At 46.5% G+C, this 19,740-nt stretch carries 17 protein-coding genes; 13 read left to right on the forward strand and 4 right to left on the reverse strand.

From position 1 onward, the window contains the following. Nucleotides 1-2: 2 nt before the first annotated feature. Nucleotides 3-662: an MBL fold metallo-hydrolase gene (locus tag CVV44_12475; GenBank protein PKL37977.1), complete on the reverse strand. Its 660-nt coding sequence runs from the start codon at nt 660-662 to the stop codon at nt 3-5. Between the two features lie 83 nt (nt 663-745). Here CVV44_12475 and CVV44_12480 point away from each other — a divergent pair, with 83 nt between their 5' ends. From CVV44_12480 to CVV44_12490, 3 genes are read left to right on the forward strand one after another with little or no spacing between them, the layout of a single operon-like run. Continuing rightward, nucleotides 746-1,462, forward strand: a complete 717-nt coding sequence (locus CVV44_12480; protein PKL37978.1) for a hypothetical protein — start codon at nt 746-748, stop codon at nt 1,460-1,462. 9 nt (nt 1,463-1,471) lie between these two features. After that, the gene (locus CVV44_12485) at nt 1,472-3,454 is read left to right on the forward strand and encodes a hypothetical protein (GenBank protein PKL37979.1); all 1,983 of its coding nucleotides are present in this window, start codon (nt 1,472-1,474) and stop codon (nt 3,452-3,454) included. A 34-nt stretch (nt 3,455-3,488) separates the two neighbouring features. Then, entirely contained in the window at nt 3,489-3,884 is a 396-nt protein-coding gene (locus tag CVV44_12490) for a hypothetical protein (GenBank protein ID PKL37980.1), read from the forward strand. A 15-nt stretch (nt 3,885-3,899) separates the two neighbouring features. Here the strand turns inward: CVV44_12490 and CVV44_12495 are convergent, their stop codons facing one another. Continuing rightward, complete coding sequence (locus tag CVV44_12495) at nt 3,900-4,205, reverse strand: hypothetical protein (GenBank protein PKL37981.1); 306 nt, start codon at nt 4,203-4,205, stop codon at nt 3,900-3,902. A 304-nt stretch (nt 4,206-4,509) separates the two neighbouring features. Between CVV44_12495 and CVV44_12500 the strand changes: the two genes are divergently transcribed. Beyond that, nucleotides 4,510-4,743 carry an AbrB family transcriptional regulator gene (locus CVV44_12500; GenBank protein PKL37982.1) on the forward strand — a complete coding sequence of 78 codons (234 nt, stop codon included), beginning with the start codon at nt 4,510-4,512 and terminating at the stop codon, nt 4,741-4,743. A 61-nt stretch (nt 4,744-4,804) separates the two neighbouring features. Here CVV44_12500 and CVV44_12505 read toward each other — a convergent pair whose 3' ends face one another. Next, entirely contained in the window at nt 4,805-5,932 is a 1,128-nt protein-coding gene (locus CVV44_12505) for a hypothetical protein (protein PKL37983.1), read from the reverse strand. A 56-nt stretch (nt 5,933-5,988) separates the two neighbouring features. Here CVV44_12505 and CVV44_12510 point away from each other — a divergent pair, with 56 nt between their 5' ends. The 3 genes from CVV44_12510 (at nt 5,989) to CVV44_12520 (ending at nt 8,525) form a co-directional block, all read left to right on the forward strand. Beyond that, the gene (locus tag CVV44_12510) at nt 5,989-7,431 is read left to right on the forward strand and encodes an amino acid permease (GenBank protein PKL37984.1); all 1,443 of its coding nucleotides are present in this window, start codon (nt 5,989-5,991) and stop codon (nt 7,429-7,431) included. 430 nt (nt 7,432-7,861) lie between these two features. After that, nucleotides 7,862-8,140, forward strand: coding sequence for an antitoxin (locus CVV44_12515; GenBank protein ID PKL37985.1), 279 nt, complete (start codon nt 7,862-7,864; stop codon nt 8,138-8,140). Then, nucleotides 8,124-8,525 carry a VapC toxin family PIN domain ribonuclease gene (locus CVV44_12520; GenBank protein ID PKL37986.1) on the forward strand — a complete coding sequence of 134 codons (402 nt, stop codon included), beginning with the start codon at nt 8,124-8,126 and terminating at the stop codon, nt 8,523-8,525. Before CVV44_12515 ends, CVV44_12520 begins: the two co-directional genes overlap by 17 nt. Before the next feature lie 195 nt (nt 8,526-8,720). Here CVV44_12520 and CVV44_12525 read toward each other — a convergent pair whose 3' ends face one another. After that, a complete protein-coding gene (locus tag CVV44_12525) occupies nt 8,721-10,523 on the reverse strand; it encodes a hypothetical protein (protein PKL37987.1) in 1,803 nt (600 codons plus the stop codon). 334 nt (nt 10,524-10,857) lie between these two features. Here CVV44_12525 and CVV44_12530 point away from each other — a divergent pair, with 334 nt between their 5' ends. The 6 genes from CVV44_12530 to CVV44_12555 are packed head-to-tail and all read left to right on the forward strand — an operon-like array spanning nt 10,858 to nt 19,734. Beyond that, nucleotides 10,858-13,923, forward strand: a complete 3,066-nt coding sequence (locus CVV44_12530) for a formate acetyltransferase (protein PKL37988.1) — start codon at nt 10,858-10,860, stop codon at nt 13,921-13,923. 5 nt (nt 13,924-13,928) lie between these two features. Next, nucleotides 13,929-14,855, forward strand: coding sequence for a glycyl-radical enzyme activating protein (locus CVV44_12535; GenBank protein ID PKL37989.1), 927 nt, complete (start codon nt 13,929-13,931; stop codon nt 14,853-14,855). 2 nt (nt 14,856-14,857) lie between these two features. Then, nucleotides 14,858-16,498 carry a hypothetical protein gene (locus tag CVV44_12540; protein ID PKL37990.1) on the forward strand — a complete coding sequence of 547 codons (1,641 nt, stop codon included), beginning with the start codon at nt 14,858-14,860 and terminating at the stop codon, nt 16,496-16,498. A gap of 30 nt (nt 16,499-16,528) precedes the next feature. After that, a complete protein-coding gene (locus tag CVV44_12545) occupies nt 16,529-18,526 on the forward strand; it encodes an aldehyde ferredoxin oxidoreductase (protein ID PKL37991.1) in 1,998 nt (665 codons plus the stop codon). After that, nucleotides 18,523-18,834: a hypothetical protein gene (locus CVV44_12550; GenBank protein PKL37992.1), complete on the forward strand. Its 312-nt coding sequence runs from the start codon at nt 18,523-18,525 to the stop codon at nt 18,832-18,834. The genes CVV44_12545 and CVV44_12550 overlap by 4 nt, the downstream gene beginning before the upstream one ends. Next, entirely contained in the window at nt 18,835-19,734 is a 900-nt protein-coding gene (locus CVV44_12555) for a hypothetical protein (protein ID PKL37993.1), read from the forward strand. Nucleotides 19,735-19,740 lie beyond the last annotated feature (6 nt).

A 19,740-nucleotide genomic window follows, 5' to 3' on the forward strand; every position in this document is an offset into this window, starting at 1 on the left:
GGTCACAGATATGATTCGATAAAATTTCGTACTTCTTCTCTTCCGAAGAAGACACCGAAATGTCCTTCGCAGAGAATATCCGCCTCAAGAGAAAGCAGGAATTCCAGGGACCTGATATAATCCTTTCTGCTCGATCTGAGGACATCGTTGAGAGGGCCATGAACATCCTGGCCGAAGAGGACAAGCTGGTCGTCGGATCGCACGGTTAATACCGATGATCCCGGTGAATGTCCCGGCGTATGATAAAAGTTCAGAGTAAGCCCGTCAAGGACAAACTGTTTTTCGCCTTCCGTGACCTTAATATCAACGGCAACGGGTTTCATGAAGGAGCCGTACCATGAGGCCGCCGTTGTTTCGGAATCGCCGTCTTCAAGGAACGCGGCGTCCAGTGCATGGGCCACGATGACAGAGCCCGTTGCCTTCTGCAGTTCCAGCGCACCGCCCGTATGATCATAATGGCAGTGGGTCAGAAAGAGATACCTGATGGAGTCAGGACCGGTTCCCGTTGACCTGATATTGTCCACAACCCTGCGTGCGCCGCCGCCCGTTCCGGCGTCGATGAGGGCCGCGACGGGGCCATCCTTTATGAGATATATGGCTGCATCAGCCGAATAGGACTGTGTGGAACCTCCCACCTGGAACACCTGTGATGTGATCTTCATTCTGTAAAAATGTGCAAATGAGCGGCAAATTGTCAAATAATATTGATTGACTTTATGCGGAAAGTTATAATTTATTGAAGAATATGGGAAAATTATTGAAAATAGCCCACCGGGGGTACAGCGCCCGGTATCCGGAGAACACGATCATTGCCTTTGAGCAGGCCATTGCAGCGGGTGCTGATATGATCGAATTCGATGTTCACCTCTCGAAAGACGGTGTGCCTGTCGTAATTCACGATGATTTGATCGATCGGACTTCCGATGGTGTCGGTTTTGTGAAGGATTATACACTGCATGAACTGCGCGAATACGATTTCTCCTATCTGTTCAAACATCACGGCCCTGTTGGAATACCCACGCTGGAGGAGGTAATCGACTGCGCCGGTGAACGGGTGATGCTTAATATTGAAATCAAGAACTGTCCCATGCAGTACGAGGGAATAGAAAGCGAGATACTGAAAGTTCTGCGTGGGAAGGATTGCATAAGCCGGGTTGTCATATCTTCCTTCGATCATTTTTCCCTGGACAGGATCAAGTCAGCCGAAGGCGGCATCAGGACCGGTGTCCTGTACAGTTCACTGTGGCTCTCTTTCGAATCGGAGATTAAACTTCTCCGTCCCTACTCCATACATCCCGAAATAGCGGTCTGCCACAGGGAGCAGCTGAAATGGGCCCGGGATAAAGGGCTTGCGGTTTTTCCCTGGGTGGCCCATGACAGGTCTGCGGCGCTGGAACTATTTCTTTCCGGGCTTGTGGACGGTGTAATGGTAAACGAGTTGGATATTTTAAGTGATCTGTGAGATAAATGTATGGATGTCATGAAAAAAGCTATAAAGTGCCTGCTTCCCATGGCGATTCTTCTGTTTGCCGTCGATTTCCAGGCCCTGGGTAAAAATGCCGTTTCCTACAATAAGGATGGATGGGAATATCTCAGGCAGAGTGAAAACCGGAGGGCAATCTTCAGTTTTAAAAACGCCCTGAAGCTGAATCCCCATTATGAAATGGCACTGCTGGGACTTGCCGATGCCTATTTCGAAGTGGGTGTCTATGACGAGGCTCTGACCCTTTATGAAAAGGTGCAGAAGCTGAATATCAAATCCGAGAAGGCGCTGACGGGGATAGCCTTTATATTCATTGAACAGGGAAAATTCACCAGGGCCATGGAATATTTCGAGAAAGCCCTGGAAATATCACAGGAAAACATGGAGGCGCATTATGGCATAGCCTACCTGTATTACTCCATGAACAGGATCGTCTGGGCTAAAAGAAAGATAGACGGCATCTTGAAGATGGCTCCCTACCATTACAAGACCCTGCTTCTCATGGCCGACATAAAAAGTGAGGAGAAACGTCTGAATGAGGCGAAACAGTATGTACAGAAGGCCATCGATGCCCAGAGCGAAGCGACCCCGGCTTTCATAAAAATGGGCCAGATATATTTTCAGGATTATCTCAATACGGGGAACAAAGATTCGCTGACCGAGGCTGTGTACTACCTGCAGAACGCCCTGTCTATTCATCCCGGAAGCTATCAGGCAAACCGGGAAATGGGCCTTGTTTCCTATTATGAAAAGAACTATGCGGCGGCCATCGAGCATTTTAAAAGGGCGCTGGAAATTAATGCAACACCGTCTCTTCTGTACAGCCTGGCCGACTGCTATGACAGGGCCGGAGACCAGGAGACTTCCCTGGATTATTTTCTTAAGGCCTACAAGGCAGCGCCCACAGACCCGTTCCTCAAAAGCAGGTTCGAGCAGTTTCTTGTTATGCATGATTACGCCATGGGCCATCCGGCCAGGAACATGTTCAATAATGATAACTATTATTTGGCCCAGAAAGCAATAAAGATGAATATGCCCGATGAGGTGATCATGTACCTGAGAAGGACCCTTCTTCTCAATCCCATGAACAGGGACGCCCGTGAAGCGTTGATTAAATACTACGCCGGCATGGACTATGACCGGTTCGTTATTGATGAGCTCAAGGAATTGCAGAGGATAAATCCCGACAACAGCGTGAGGGAACGACTCAGCACGGCAATACTGAAAAGACGTAACCGTCTCTATCACCAGGAGGGCTACTCGGCGGAAATGCCGCCCCGCGATGTCCCGCGCGTCCTGGTCATGGATTTTATCTCCGGGGGATCGGTATCATTGCATCCCGATGCCGGCGAGGTTATAGCCGTTGATATGTCTTTTATTCTTCAGCAGTTCGGCCGCCTGGATCCTGTTTCCATGAGAAAAAGGGCCTCAGTGCACGGCCTGCGAAGCGACGAGGATCATTTCTCCGACAGCCTGGACAGAATGGATGCCATGATAAAGGAAGGGACACTGGAGCCCTTTGATTTTATACTCTACGGTGAATACCTGGAAAAGGGAGACCGCCTTATCCTTACCGTTAATGTCATGGATTACCGCAAGGGAATCATTATCGACACCTTCACCGTGTCCGACGGAAGCAGGGAAAGCCTGCAGCGTGTATGTCTCAGGGCCGCCCGCCATGTTTATGGCGTGATACCCTTCAAGGGAAGAATACTGAAGCTCAAGGATGAGGGGATTGTCGTCAACCTGGGCAGCTTTGACGGGATGAAACCCGGGGACAAACTGGTCATATATAAATACGCTGATTTTTCCAACAAAAACAGGATCAAAGACAAGCTCATATTCACCATTGATCAGGCCGATATGGACGTGTCCTATGCTGTACCGCAGAAAAAAGACGTGCTCCTCGATATTGATCCCAGCGACGTGGTGTATCCCCTGGAAAGGCGCCGTGCGCGGCGCATCGAATAATAGAGGCCATTGCACCGGCCGCATAACAGTAAATATGGGAAAGAAAAAAGGTACTGTTCCGGAAAAGGCTGAAGGCCTTTACTGGGTGTATATGCTGGAATGCGGAAACGGTTCTTATTATACGGGCTATACCGTTGATATTGTCAGAAGATATAAACAGCATATTTCCGGGAAGGGAAGTGCCCGGTTTACCCGTGGATTCGGTGTAACGGGAATGGCCCGATGCTGGCAGGTGCGCGGTTCCAAAGGGGATGCCATGCGTATCGAGCATTTTATAAAATCCATGGACCGCCCATTTAAGGACGAGATCGTTGCCGACCCCCGCATATTGAAGAAGACCGTAATGAAGACCTTTGCCGTAACGATAGTTCCCTTTGATCCCCGTAAAGTCGAAGAAGCCTGCAAAGAGACCGCTAAAGCTGTGCGTTAAAAACATTCTCTCTGATCAAATATTGAAGAGACTCTCGGCTTTTTTCTTTCCCGTCACCCTCTCGTAATCATCGTAATCCACAAAGGTCAGGTGAGGCATCTTTTTTTTCGTCCTCACCACGATATCTACTTTACCGCTCCGGGCATCCTTTGAAGTGACATATTTGAATTCACGTCCGCACGACGGACAATTCTTAACGTCCTTCAGTTCAATGCCTATTTTCTTGCAGTTGGGACAGTGGCCGAATATATCCTCCACCATGATGATGTGTTCCTGTATCTCTTTTATGTCCATCTCGGTCCATATCCTGATCTGGTCCATCGCATCACTCCTGGAGTCCGTATTTACAATCGAGCGGCTCTTGGAGCCGGGTTATGTCAATATTCTGAATGCATTGCAGGGCATGTTGTCAAGATTATTTTCACTTACGTGGGGTTTCGGCCTGGATCCTCAGGCCGGGGAGGGGATGTGTCCCGGTTTCCCGGGACATCCTGTGCCATCCTCGGTCGCAGCCCAGTAAGAGAGTACATCCTTGTACTCTCTTACTGGTTTATCGTATTCCGGCTAAAAAGTTCTTGCCTCCGGATTACTCCTTGCATATTTTTAAATTCAGTAAGGAGTTTTTATGCGATCAAAAATAACCGATAAATTCCGGATCACCATACCCAAGCCCGTCAGGGAAAGGCTTAAGCTCATGCGACACGATGCGATAGAATGGGAATTTGAAGATGACAGGGTGGTGGTCCGGCCGTCAAAGCGACCCTTTATGGAGCTGATGGGTTCGATCAAGACCGGTCCGGGCGACGTGCAAAAAGACAGGGAATCGGCAAGGAAAAACATCGCGGATCGATATGAATGAAATAAAAAAGATTCAAAAACCCCTCCCAGGGGTAGCGGCATAATGAATCGAACGGACTGGTTTATTCGCCGGGGTTTGCCAGATGCAGCGTACCATTGTCAATATGGTACGTCTTCACGGCCTCATGGGGATTTCTTTCGAAATAATCGCGTACAACGGGGATCATATCCTCGATGGACGAAAGGGGACGGATCTTTTTAAAGAGATCGTGGGCGAAGGCGACATTCTGGGAATAATAGACGCAGAAGCGGTGCGCCCGGGTCTTGTGAAATTCAGGCGGGAGCATATCCTGCATATTCTTTAAGACTTCGATGAAGATTTTGTCTACGGGAATGGTTATGGTGCTGCTTTCTCCCGACATGAGGGCATGGCAGACCTGGAATATCCAGGGTGATTTCACGGCCTCGCGGCCGATCATGATGCCGTCGCAGATTCCCGAGCGCAGGACGGCCACGGCCTCGACAGGATCAATGATATCGCCGTTGCCGATGACCGGGATGGACACATGTTTCTTTACCAGTTCGATGAGACTCCAGTCGGCCTTTCTTTTAAATGAGAGCTTGGCAAAGCGGGGATGGAGAGCGATGAAGTCCACGCCCTCGTCCTGGAACATGCGCGTGAAGTCCAGGAGAAGGGGGATGTCATGGTCCTGGTAGCCGCTGCGCATTTTTATCGAGAGGCGGCTAGGCACGGCTTTCCGGCAGGCGCGGATGATGTCGCGCGTTTTATCGAAGTCCTGGAGGAGGCGCGCGCCCCAGCCCCGGTTGAGAATCTCCGGCGCGGAGCATCCCATGTTTATGTCGATGGCATAGCCGCCGTTTTGCGACAGCAGTTCGCAGGCCCGGGACATGAGTTCCGGCGAATCGCCCAGTATCTGGTAGATGATGGGATCGTCAAATTCGTGCCGGGACGAAAGTGAATCATTGCACATTCCCCAGTGAACCAGGGCAGTGGCGCTGAGCATCTCGGAGTACATGATCACGTGGGGGGAGAAGCCCTTAACGGTTTTGCGCAGGGCAGGCGTGGTGATTTCCGCCATGGGGGCCAGCATGAAGGGTTCGGGGAGTATGGTATTCATGAGCGGATCATTTCTTCCGACACCCCGGGGTGTCAATATGTTTTTCACCACATGGGTGTGATATATGGTTTGCAGGGAACGGTTTGAAACCGTTCCCTGCAAACCCAACATAACCGTTTCCTGCAACCCATATATTTCTTGACTGAAATGCCTTTCTCTGCCATAAAGTGCCCGTTGCGGAGGGGAAATATCTGCCCCTTACAGGTTCCTGCCGCAATCCCGGTCTTACCGGTAATTTCGCAAAACTGAAAATAACCTCAATGGAGACTGCCTTGGAACTGAAAAGACAACTGGGACTTGTTACGGCCGTTCTTATTATAATCGCCGATGTCATCGGCACGGGAATATTCGTCACCACGGGATCGGCCCTGGCAATGACGGGCAGCGCGAAGGTCGTGCTCGTGCTCTGGGCCCTGGGTGGGCTTGTGGCCATTACGGGCGCCCTGTGCTATGCCGAGCTGGCCGCCATGTGGCCCGATGACGGCGGTGAATACGTATACCTGAAGAAAATATTCGGCCCCCTGCCGTCCTTCCTCACGGGATGGATATCCCTCTTTGTGGGATTTACGGCTTCAGCGGCCATTACCTCGCTGACGCTCCTCTGGTATCTCAATGAATTCTTTCAGTCCGGTTTCCTGGCCGGCCCACTGGCGCAGAAGATGATCGCCGCCGCAGTGATCCTCGCATTCGGTATTATGCATATACTGGGCGTGCGGCGTGGCGGCTCCGTGCAGAACCTTCTCACGGTGCTGAAACTGGTTATTGTCATTTCCCTCATTGGCGCGGGACTCTACTGTGCCGACTGGAGCCAGGCCGGCAGGCTCGTGGCTGAATATTCGGCGCCCGGTGATGGGAAGTCCCTGGCCGATTACGGCCTGGTGCTGCTCATCATCATGTTCGCCTATTCGGGATGGAACGGTGCCACTTACATGGCCGGTGAGATCAAGGACCCGCAGCGCAACCTGCCCCGGGCCATGTTCTGGGGCGCACTGCTCATCACGGTCATATACCTGCTTCTGAATGTGGTCTTTCTCATTTCGACACCCGGGAAGGATCTCATGGGCCAGAATGCCGTTGCCGCCATTGCGGCCTCGAACCTTTTCGGCGGCGGAATCGCTGCCTTTATCACCCTGGGAATCAGCGTCATTCTTTTTTCATCCGTATCGGCGCAGATGATGGTGGGGCCCCGGGTGTACTTCGCCATGGCGCAGGACGGGATTCTTTTTAAGTCCCTTTCGCGGGTGCATCCCCGGTTCCAGACACCTGACCTGGCCATCATTCTCCAGACTATCATCGCCATGGTCTATGTCTTTATCGGAAAAGACCATATCATGGTCCTTCTCAACTACATGGGTTTCGCCCTGGGAATATTTCCCCTGCTCAGTATTATCGGTCTTGTTATTATGCGCTACCGGCAGCCCGAAGCCGTGCGTCCCTTCCGGGTGCCCCTGTTTCCCCTGGTTCCCGTCATTTATATAGTTATGACCGCGGGCATGATGACTGCTTCGCTGATGAAGTGGACGGAAACATCCCTTGTGGCCGTGGCTGTCGTGGCCGTGGGTGCTGTGGTGTTTCTGGTTTGGAAGAGGTTCTTTAGGCAAGAGGCCTAGGGTTTCGGCAGGGGCCCTCTGCCGGGTGGGGTGTCCCTTGGGTCCGGGACAGTCCTTTTGCCGAAGGGGTGCGACGCGGCACCCCTCCGGCGCCACCCCCGCGGTCGCTGGCCGCGACGGGCTAAGAGTCTTTCTGTATCAGGGAACTCGCTCCGTGCGGCCTGCGGAGGAGCGTCCTGCTCCATCCTCGGCCGCAGCCCAGGCGCTCGGGCGTCGGTGCCCTCGCTTTTCGGTTGCTGTTTATTTCATCCTGAACTTGTTATTTTCAGCCGGGATCACCGGTTGGATGATGTATGTTCCGGTTTTCCGGAACGGGGATTGCGGCAGTGGAGGCGTCCATGCCTTCGCTGTCCTGCGTTTGTGTGTTTTCATGAAAAATGATTGACTTTTCATGAAACGTAGCTATATTACCTGTAATGGAGGTGATATTATGGCAATCTTACAAGTTCGCGATATTGATGATAGATTATATGATTCATTAAAAGCTATGGCAAAAAGTCAAAATAGATCTATCAGCCAGGAAGTAATTTCTATTATAGAAAAGTATCTTTCAAATCCTGCAATTTATAAAAGCAATCCAACGAGAGAATTTATTGCTCTTTCCGGTGCCTGGGAAGATGATCGAAGCGCAGATGAAATAATTGACTCTATAAAAAAATCGCGTAAAAATTCTGAAAGGTTTAAAAAAGACAATGTCATATTTGATTGATACAAACATCATTATTTATAGCATTAAGGGTGATTCTATCGTTCATGATCATTTATTAAAAAATGAAAATATTCCCAAGTCAATATCCGTAATTACCTATGGAGAATTGTTATTTGGCGCTAAAAAATCACAAAGTTATGAAAAGAATTTAGCTATAGTTTATCGAATAAAAGAGTTATTCCCAATACTGGATATTGATAAAGCAATAATTGAAACATTTAGTGAGTTAAAGGCCGGTTTGCAAAAAGGCGGTTCACCGATAGATGATTTTGATTTATTGATAGCATCAACCGCATTGACCATGAATTCAACGTTAGTTACAAATAATGAAAAACATTTTAACAGAATTAAAGGGTTAAAAATAGAAAATTGGTCTAAGAAGTAAAGGCGGGCGGTGCATATAGCTAAGCTTATGCGCTTTACTCTCTGTCGGGACGGGGATTGCGGCAGGGGTTCCCTGCCGGGGAGGTGTTCCGGGAGGCCGGAACCAGCCTTTTGCCGAAGGGGTGCGACGCGGCACCATTTTATATCACCGATCACTATTCAACTGTCAAATGCATAACATGTGGTCTTGTAACGCTTATGAAAGATGATACTTCTTCATCTTTCTCCAAAGTGTACTCCTGCACATTGATAATTTATTGGCTGTATCATTTCTATTACCCTTGCACATTTCAAGAGTCTCATCAATAATTTGTCGCTCATCCTGTTCCCATGACTTAAGTGAAGATATTGTTGATTGATCAAATGATTTTACTTGTTGCAATGGTATTGATGATATTAACTGAGGTGTCTTGCTTGAATTATTAGATAAAGTCCGGCTTGACATCATCTGGAGCGGAAAATCGCCCGTTTTGATAATATTTTCGACGCTCATCGTCAGGGCATACTCAATCGCATTTTCCAATTCACGGATATTACCAGGCCACTGATGTCTCAGTAAAAGTTGTCGAGACTCATCATCGAGCCGCTTTTGTGTCACTTCATCATGCTTCTTGTGTATTTTTATAAAGTGCTCTGCCAGATACAGAATATCCTCGCGGCGTTCCCTGAGAGGTGGGATTGTAATCGGAACTACGGCAATACGGTAAAATAAATCTTCGCGGAAAAGCCCATTGGAAATAAGGTCCGATAGGTTGCGGTTCGTAGCAGAAATAATACGCACATTTATTGGGAATGTGCGCGTACCACCCACTGGCCGAACTTCCTTTTCCTGAAGAGCCCTCAGAAGTTTAACCTGGAGGGCAATATTAAGGTCACCTACCTCGTCCAGAAATAATGTCCCTCCTTCAGCCTCCCTGAACAGGCCCATGCGAGATGTCACAGCACCGGTAAATGCGCCTTTCTCATGACCAAAAAGTTCCGATTCGAGGAGGGCTTCAGGTATTGAGCCACAATTGATAGCAACAAAATGACTTCCTTTTCGTTTACTATGTGTATGGATTGCTCGTGCAGCAAGCTCTTTCCCAACCCCCGTTTCACCCAAGATTAAGATCGATGAATCCACTTCAGCACAACGTAAAATAAGGTCAAAAACCTTTTCCATGGCTGGGCTGACACCGATCATTTCTGATTCGATTTCGCCCCTTTGCACTTTACGTTTGATCATGCGTAATTCATGTTCACGCTCTTCCAGTTTGATTTGGTTTGTGATATCATTTAATATCTCGGCATAAGCATTAACCCGCCCAAGGTTATCATGAATTATTACTATCCGTCCTGCAAACTGACGTCGCTCCCCGGAAATATTAAAATTAAAAATCTTTTCTGCGTTTGAATCAAGTTCAATGAGTGGCGTAATCCGATCACCTCTTATTTCCTTTCCCATCGGGTTGTTTAACATGAGGTTTCCCTCATGATCGAAGATAGTGACACAGTCGCCTATACCAAATAGGATAGTTTCGATCATTTTTTTTTCATTTTCCAGTGCTTCCTGACTTACAGCTAAAGCGTTGTTTGCCCTTCTCAGCTCCTCCTGCATACGTTTTTGTTCACGGATATCGGTCAACATAACATTCGTTGCATATGGGACTCCTTCTGCATCCTTGTCTACAGAAAGGCTAAGAAGAAAAGGGATACTTTCTCCTTTTTTTGTTGGGAGATTAAATTCGAATTGATATTGTTGAAACCCTTTTTGAATGTAATCCAAATCAATTGCCATTAACCGATTGAAATCATCAGGTTTAAAGAATTCCTTTGCGTTGTGCCCCACAAGATCACTGCGCTTCCCTCCATACCACTCAAGTATCTTTTCATTCACCTCAAAAATACCTGAATCCATATCCATATGAATAAAACCTATATTCAGGGTGTCTAATACCTTCAGAGTATTATAATCAATAGATGGAAGGTTGCCATTTTTTTCATTCTGATTATTTAACATTTATTCACTTCTATGTTTCATTAATGTTCCATATATGTTCAATTTATGTTTCTTATATGTTGCAGATAACATACTAATGTTTCATTAAAATGTCAATATATTCATGCTAATCAATTATGTAATAGTGGTTATTTTCCTTTCAGGATACCTCTAATATTTGCTTTTTTCATTAATTTTCAAATGGGAATAAGCGATTTTTGCCAATTTTTCTGCACATAAAGGAATAACTGATTTTATTTTTCAAGGTTTCTTAATCATAAAATTAAAAAACTCATTATAAAATCACGACTGGCACAATTATTGCATATCTATATAAATAATATGGAGGTTAGTCATGCAAGACCAATCAATAAAAAGCAATCGCGTGCAGGAGTATATAAATCTTCTGGCAAGTTCATCACAATTCCTTGCCGGGAAATTGCTTCATAAACAGCAAATGCTGCTTCAAGGTTTTCTGGGATACATCGCGTCAAAGTTTAATACCAATCCTGTGCTACAGAATGAAATGAAAGGGACCCAGGGTTGGATTAATGTATCTGTTGGCATGAAATCGGAAGATGACTCTGCGAAAGGGACAATCATTTTCAAAGATGGATCAGTTAAAGTTCTCGACCATATCTCAGATAATGTTGATTGCACTCTTATTTTCTCCACACCTAAAGATCTTATTGAACAAATGGATGCCAGTCCCGATGAAGCATACCGCATGATTCTTACCGGAAGAGTAAGGACAGAAGGGAATATCATGCTCATTGGATTATTCAATTACTATGTTAACTTGATTGTTGGCAAAGACCAGCAGAAATCTGTAGACAAACAAATCAGCGAACACAAGAAAGCAAACAAGATTGCTGGAGAAGAGGTCGCCAACACATCAAGCTGCAGAAAAGAGAAATCAACCAGAAAAATATTACGGCTCCGGGGAACCCGCATTGATCCCGGTGTTATGTTTTTAGAAGATCCTTTTCTTGCCGATTACGGTCTTGAAGATTTTCCACGGCTTCAACAATTTCGTTCTGAGTATTTTAACAGGAAGAAGGAAGCGGTAGTTTGCCATGAATATGGGAAACTTATAACCGATTTCCACCTTGAATACGGTTATGATGTAGATAACAATGGTAGGACATGGGATCCCAACCTCCGAAAAGCAAAAAGCCTGAAGTATATACTCGAAAGAAGAAAGCCTATCATTCGCGAAGATGATTTACTTGCCGGGACATACACTACGGATCCTGTATCCGGTTGTATCGGACATCCCTTTGCCGTGGGATGTTACAGCTGGGGAGAGCTCAGATCTTTTGCGAAACGTGAGCTCATGCCATATGAAATCAGCGAGGAAACAATTCAAATCTTACATAAGCATGTGTTTCCCTTTTGGGCAAGAAGAAACATTCATGAATTATGGAGAAGCAATACCGGTAATGGGCTGCCGGTCCAGATTCATGATAGATTCTTTTCCATTTTTTATTGGAAAACCGTATCGATGTCAGAAATCACCCCTGATCATGAGAAAATATTGAAATATGGAACGAAGGGTGTAATTAAAAGGATACAGGACGAATTAAATAATGATCATAGAGTCGATGAAGAAAAGAAAAACACATTAAAGGCGATGATTATATGCCTTGAGGCAATAAATATATATGCAAAGAACCTTGCCCAACAGGCTGCAAAGGATGCTCAGATAGAGAACAACCCAAAAAGAAAGATGGAACTCGAGCAAATTAGCAAGATTCTATTAAAAGTTCCGGAAAATCCCTCCACGACCATTGATGAAGCTGTTCAGGCGATGATCATCGTACACTTCTGCCTTACTATGGAGAATTCCGATGATGGGCCGATGCTGGGGAGGCTTGACCAGATACTACAGCCTTACTTTATTTCTGACATTAATAAACTTTCTACACCAGAAGAAAAAGAGATATATGTCAAGCATACCATTGATCTTCTCGGTTCACTTTTTTTTAGAGTAGCAAGCCATCAGGTCCTTATCCCGGATATAGGCAATTGGCAGAATTCAGGATCATCTCCCAATACAACCATAACTGTTGGCGGTGTTGATCGTGATGGTGAAGATGCCGTCAATGATATGACCTATATTATTCTCAAAGTAACTGAGCTTGCGGGATTAAATGACCCGAATATGCATGCCCGTTATAACCCTGGGAAAAACAGTCGGCATTACTTAAAACGCGTTTGCGATGTGAATTATATTACCGGTGCGACACCCTGTATTCATGGTGATGATGCCATGTTTGCCGCATTGACCAATCATGGATGGCCTATAGAAGATGTTCGTGATTGGGTGGCTAATGGATGCGTTGAACCTTCCATTCCAGGGAAGCACTCAAGCGCGACCTCCAGTTTGGAAATCAACCTGGTCGCACCTCTTGAGATGGCTCTGAATAATGGGAAACATCCCCTTGTGAAATGGGAAATTGGTCCTAAGACCGGCAGTATTAATGGTGGTGACTTCATTACCTTCGACCAATTCTGGGGTGCATTTGAGAAACAATGCAAATTCCTGCTTGAGTTGTCTGTAGTAGGCAATAATCAGCTTGGTGAAATATACCAGAAACACCAACCGGCGCCTCTACTCTCTGTACTGATTGATGACTGTATTGAAAAAGGACGAGGCTTAACCAGAGGTGGGGGGCATTACAATTCTACAGGAGTGTCCGTTATTGGTTTAGCAGATGTCGTAGATTCTTTTATGGTAATTAAAAAATTAGTCTTCGAGGAAAAAGCCGTTACCTTCAAGGATTTAAAGGAAGCCATTGATAATAATTTTAACAATAATTCCAAGTTACATGCGTTAGTGAAAACAAGAGTCCCGCGTTTTGGATCAGGTAACAACGAGGCCATAGAAATGGCTAACAAAGTCACCGGGATGGTGCATGATTACTACATCAATCAAAGAAATTATCGGGGAGGCATATACACTACTGGTTGGTGGTCCATGGCCAACCACGCCGTATACGGGCGTGTTACCGGAGCTCTGCCGACGGGAAGGCTTGCCGGTGAACCATTTACCCCGGGTCTTACACCGCATCCGAGTGCATCAGTAAACCTTCTGGATAATCTTCGAGATGTTGCACGGTTGGACCCAAGAAATCTGGACAACAATATTGCCTTCAATGTGAAAGTAGTACCAGGAGCATCGGACACTCACGAGAAGATTGTCGATACCATGACCCATTATGCAAAAACATATTTTGAAATGGGAGGTATGCAGACACAATTCAATGTTGTAACAACTGACATCCTTAAAGATGCTTTGGCAAACCCGGAGTATTATCAGGATCTCATGGTGAGAATTTCGGGATATGTAGCATATTTTACCAAACTTCAGCGCGACCTTCAGCTTGAAGTCATTCGTCGCGCCGAATACAGGATATAATTTTCATGAGACCCCCCCTTATAATAGATATCAAAGGTAATTCACTGGATGACGGACCGGGCATCCGATCCGTCATCTTCTTCAAAGGTTGTCCGCTCTCCTGCGTATGGTGCCATAATCCTGAAAGCAGGCTTCCTCTTCCAGAATTATCTTTTGATCCTCAAAAATGTATCGGTTGCGGCAGCTGCATAGAGAAATGCCAGGTGGGCGCTCTTTCCCGCGATAATGTTTTTTTTGTCGATAGGATAAAATGCACATATTGTTTCGCATGTGCGAAAGATTGCCCGACGGGCGCTCTCAGTCGAATTGGCCAGAAAATGACGCAAGAGGAAATAATCGAAAAGGTCCTTAAAGACAAACCTTTTTTCGATTCATCAGGAGGCGGCGTAACATTTTCCGGCGGAGAACCGACACTTCACATGGATTTTCTTTCTGGGCTTCTTAAAACTCTGAAAGAAGCCGGTATTCATACACTTATTGAAACTTGCGGATACTTCGACTTTGATGAATTTAAGGAAAATGTACTTCCATATACAGACATGATATACATGGACATCAAGCTCTTTGACCCGAAGTTGCACAAGCGTTATTGCGGTGTCGAAAACGGTATCATCCTTGAAAATTTTATTAAGCTTCATGAGCTTTCTTTAAAGGGTGGATTCGAAATAGTACCGAGGACGCCCCTCGTCCCCGGCATAACGGATACAGAAGAAAACCTCGTTGCAATTGCTCGTTTCCTCAAGTCCAATCAGGTAAAGGAAATCCAGCTGCTGCCTAATAATCCCACCTGGCATGAGAAATGTTTTTCCCTCGGGATTTCCAATAGATTTTTGGAAGATAGTCCCTTGCGAAAATGGTTGCCGCCCGCAGACGTGGAAGCATGTAAATGCATATTTGAGTGTTTAAACGACTCATATAAGACAAGGAGTTAATTATGAAATCGGCTAAAAAAGGTGAGTATACGTTGTTAAAGGACGGAATCATTATCGATGGTCTCGGAAACAGGGGAGTGAGGGGGAGCGTGCTCGTAAACGGACCATCAATCGAAAAGGTAATTTATGGAATAACCAACGACAAAGGGCGCGTGATCGACTGTAGCGGGCTTGTCATTGCGCCGGGATTCATTGACTGCCATTCCCATCTTGACTGGTTCGCGGCAATGAAAAACGGAGAGCGTTTCACCAGCCCTTTCATTGAACAGGGAATCACTTCTTTTGTGGGCGGAAACTGCGGTTTTTCACCTGCGGCCCTTAACAAAGAAATGAGCACCTCGAACGAGAAGGCCGTGATCGACAACCTCTTCAAGGAAGGCTTCAGGGGGATCGATAGACTTCCGTGGCGATCGATGGCGGAGTTTTTTCAATCGCTTTCGAGCGCGGGGATATCCCACAATCTGGCTATGTTCGCCGGCCATGGCAGCATACGCGCGTCTATAAAGGGTCTGGATCCTTCTCCTCTCTCATCAGATGAAAAAAAAATGATGCTGTCTCTTATGGAAGCAGCGATGGACGAGGGAGCGAAGGGCGTCTCTCTCGGACTTCAATATGAACCGGGGCAGTTTGCGCCCGATGATGAACTGGAGGATATTGCGAAGCTTGTGAAAAAGCACGACAAGATGCTGGCAGTGCATAGCCGTGCATACTCAGCCGTGTCCGCAGCGTATCCCGTGATACCGTTCGGAACGCCTCATAATCTCATCGCACTGAAGGAGATGCTCGGGCTGGCACGGCGCACGGGAGTCCGCTTGCAGTTATCGCACCTTATTTTCGTCGGCACGAAGACATGGTCCTCCTGCGACGACGCCCTGGAAATGATAGACCGTGCAATAGACGACGGCATCGATGTGAAATTCGATACCTTTGCATATAGCCATGGTGCACCATTAATCAATAGCTTCATGCCGTCGTGGTTTATTTCGAACACCGAAAAGAACTACCGTAGCCGGAAGGCTTTGATGCGCCTCAAGTTCGAGCTGAAAATACTCAAGACGATATTAGGCATCGGCTTCGAGGACATGCAGGTGATCCGCTCGAATAGCGAGGACCTGGATCGCTTCAACGGCATGTTCCTAAACGACATCGCCCGCGAACGGGGCATGAGCGAAACCGATAACTTTATCGACTTTTCGAAAAAAAGCGGCGGCAGGGCCGCCATGATTGTTCACAAATACAGTACACCTGAAATAATAAAGATGCTGATGAAACATCGCGCCTCACTTTTTATGACCGATGCATGGGTAGAACCGGGAGAGCATCAGAACTCGGCCGCATATGGGTGCTTTCCCCGCTTTCTGCAGATTGCCAGGGAGGAAAAATGCATCTCCATTGAAGAGGCGATTCGCAAAATGACCGGCGCTGCGGCCGAACGCATGCGGCTGCACGACAGGGGCGTACTTCAGGAAAAAAAGGCCGCAGACATCGTGGTGTTCGATCCGTCAAAAATCAAGGACAACAACACCAGAGAACGCGGCAATATACGGCCGAGCGGTATTGAAGCGGTATTCGTCAACGGCATACAGGTCTTGAAAAAAGGAAAATCCGAAGTCTTAGCCAAAGGAGGCGTTGTGTTACAGTAATTTATCACATAACACACAATATACAAGGAAATGGTGAAACGTATGGGAAAATCCTATATGGGGAAAATACTCGTCGTTGATTTGACAAATGCTTCAATCGAAGAGGAAATAATTCCTGATGAAATATACCGCAGTGTAACATCAGGAATCGGACTCGCCGCATTGCTTCTTTACCAACGCATTCCCAAGGATGCCGACCCCCTGGGACCGGATAATGTGCTCGCATTCATGTCTGGATTGCTTACCGGAACCGGTACCTGGTTTAGCGGGAGATGGATGGTTGCAGGCAAATCCCCGCTCACCGGTGGATGGGGAGATGCCAATTGCGGCGGCACCTTCTCGCCGGCAATTAAACGCTGCGGTTACGACGGAATTTTTTTCCGGGGTATATCACCCAAGCCGGTTTACCTTTGCATCATCGATGGCAAGGTCGAAATTAAGGATGCAGCGCACCTCTGGGGAACTGATGCGATAGAAGCAGAAAAGATAATTACTGCCGAACTTGCGGTTCCTCAGGTCCGTGTCGCCGTCATTGGACCGGCAGCCGAAAAGAAATCGCTCATCACCGGCATATCAAATGACCATGGCAGATATGCAGCACGTTCCGGTCTAGGGGCCGTAATGGGATCAAAGAATCTAAAGGCGGTAGCCCTCGCGGGCAAGGCAAAGGTCGTTGTTGATAATCCGGATAAAATTAAGGCACTGAACAAAAATTTTAGTAAATGGCTTAAAAAAGGTCCCAATATAATATCTTCTGGCGGGCTGAGTTTCATTGGAAGGTTTATGCGAGTGTCGCCGATTGCCATGGCGCAGAGCGGCGACCTCGTTAAAATGGCTATGGGTCGATTCGGCACCATAGCGTCAAATGTACTTGCGTCAGAGAATGGTGATTCTCCCGTTAAGAACTGGAGGGGGGCCGGATTCCGGGACTTCCCGATCAGTTCACACGCCAACAATCTGAATCCGCAGAGAATAATCGATCATGAGATAAAAAAATATCATTGTTATAACTGTCCGCTTGGATGCGGGAGCATCCTTCGTGTGGACGAAGCTAATCTTCAAGAAACACACAAACCTGAATATGAGACCTGTTGCGCATTCGGAGCGCTCCAGCTCAACAACGACATGAATGCCATATATCGATTGAATGAATTCTGTAACCGAGCAGGCTTTGATACAATCTCAGCAGGCGCTACGATCGCTTTTGCGATGGAGTGCTATGAGCATGGAATCATTACCAGGAAAGATACCGGTGGCTTGGATCTTGCCTGGGGAAACTCCGAGGCGGCGCTTGCACTGCTTGAGAAGATGTCGCGTCGTGAGGGAATTGGCGATATTCTGGCAGACGGAACCCGTAAGGCTGCGGAACGCATCGGCAAAGGGTGCGAGCGTTTTGCGATTCATGCGGGGGGACAGGAACTTCCAATGCATGATTCACGATATGATCCCGGCTTCGCCGTATCATACTCATTGGAACCAACGCCAGGCAGGCATACAAACCACGGTTACCAATGGACTGAAATGTTCGCTCTCCATCGGATATTTAAAAAACTTCCAAAACCGGCGGGGCTATCAACGGTGAAAAGTAAGTATAGGAACACGAAAGACAAAAACATTCTGTTGTCCACGGCAAGTAAATACATGCAGTTCATCAATGGAGCTGGCATATGTCTTTTTGGCGTGCAAATGGGGGGAAATTTAGACGTTCCCGCGTATACTAACGCCGCGACAGGATGGTCCTTTTCACCGGAAGAATATTTGAAAATCGGCGAACGCATTCAGAACATCCGCCAATCGTTCAACGTAAAACATGGAATAGTGCCGCGTCGTGATTTTTCTCTGCCAGATCGAGCATGTGGGAATCCGCCCTTGGAAGCGGGACCGATGAGAGGAATCAAACTTGATATTAAATCTCTCCAGGACGACTTTTTAGGCAGCATGGATTGGGATGTTAATACCGGAGCTCCAACCAAAGTGAAACTCAGTGAACTTGGCCTCGATTATATTGCGAATGAGATATACAAATGACATGTTTTTTCCCCAAAACATCGCAACCTCGGATTTCGGTCGAGTTGAAGATCATCGGGTTTTTTTGTGGAGAATATATATATATTCTCCACAAGGTCACCATAGATCAAGGTTGTTCCCCATCAGATTTACTGCGTGTTTCACGCAAGACCGGACTTGTCTCTCCTGATCTCTATAAGCAACTTCGCAATATAAAAAAGTATGTGATACAATGTAATGGAGAAGTCATTCCGACTGAGAATGTTTCTAAAACAAGTTTAGTTGATGGTGATAGCATACTCATTTTTTCCTTTGTCGCAGGAGGGTAAGTGAGAGTGAAAAATCAAATACTAATGATTCTGGCTATGACGACATGGGGAGGGGCATGGGTATGCGGGAAAGCAGTTTCTCATGATCTTAATTTTCAGGAACTTGCGTTTGTCAGGTTTTTACTCGCTTTTCTTTTTTCCGTACCGCCGGTCTTGTTATTTCGGAAAAGTCTGCGAATAGATAATGAAACAATAAAAAAGATAATCATAGGGAGTTTGTTTTATACCGTTTACAGCCAATTTTTTTTCCTGGGTGTTGCGCGCGGGTCTGCCGGACTTGGCGGCTTACTGGTCCATACACTAATACCGATTATCACTTTTTCGGCAACAATGTTCTTATCCAGGATTAGGATTCATTTGCTTGAAGCGTCCGGCCTTATCATGGGCTTTGCTGGGACTCTGATTATTCTAAGAATCTGGTCAATCGACTTAGAACAACTTCTGCGAACCGGCAATCTTTTCTTTTTGATCTCCGCATTCTTATGGTCAGGCCTAACAATTAATAGTGAAAAAGCACAGGAAAAAGTATCCATCTGGGTATTCAGTTTTTATTTAAATGGATTTTCCGCTATTTTACAGTTCCTATTTGCAGCACCCATTGGGATTGGTGATCTCTTTCCAGTTACCATTTCATTCTGGGCATACATGATCTATCTCTCCCTGTTTTCGTCCGTTTTAGCTACAGCGGTCTATTTCTATGCAGCAAAGCTACTTGGCCCTCATAAAGCGAGTGTTTTCACTTTTCTGGTGCCGACAAGCACAATCATTCTAAGTTGGATTTTTTTGAAAGAAATACCTGAAACATCTACTTTGATAGGCGGTTGCATATCCATTACCGCAGTATATCTTGTTCAATATACAAAAAAGCCAATGGCCAATGTAGCTGTAATCTCAGAATAATAATTT

This window comes from Spirochaetae bacterium HGW-Spirochaetae-1, from assembly GCA_002839375.1.
Classification (GTDB): Bacteria; Spirochaetota; UBA4802; order UBA4802; family UBA5550; genus PGXY01.